Raw genomic sequence first — 236 nt, forward strand, 5'->3', positions numbered from 1 at the left:
GCCGCAGTCAGACGCAGCTTGTTACGCAGATAATCGGCAAAGAAAGTAAACCCGCCAGAAGCGATAGCCACTTTCCAGCCAAGCGTTTCCAGTTTTAACACCAGTTGCGTCAGGCCAGGCATCAGCGGCAATGTTTCGCGCACCTGGTGCAGAATGTTGGCATCAGCCCCCTTCAGCGTCGCCACGCGGCTGCGCAGGCTGGCGGTAAAATCCAGCTCGCCGCGCATCGCGCGTTC

1 pseudogene is annotated in these 236 nt (G+C 58.9%); it reads right to left on the reverse strand.

The features are described from left to right. A pseudogene (gene serB, locus FDX22_RS08630) lies at positions 1-236 on the reverse strand (phosphoserine phosphatase); the annotation flags it as partial.

Origin of the sequence: Citrobacter sp. TBCS-14 (assembly GCF_005280805.1) — a bacterium.
Lineage (GTDB): Bacteria > Pseudomonadota > Gammaproteobacteria > Enterobacterales > Enterobacteriaceae > Citrobacter > Citrobacter gillenii.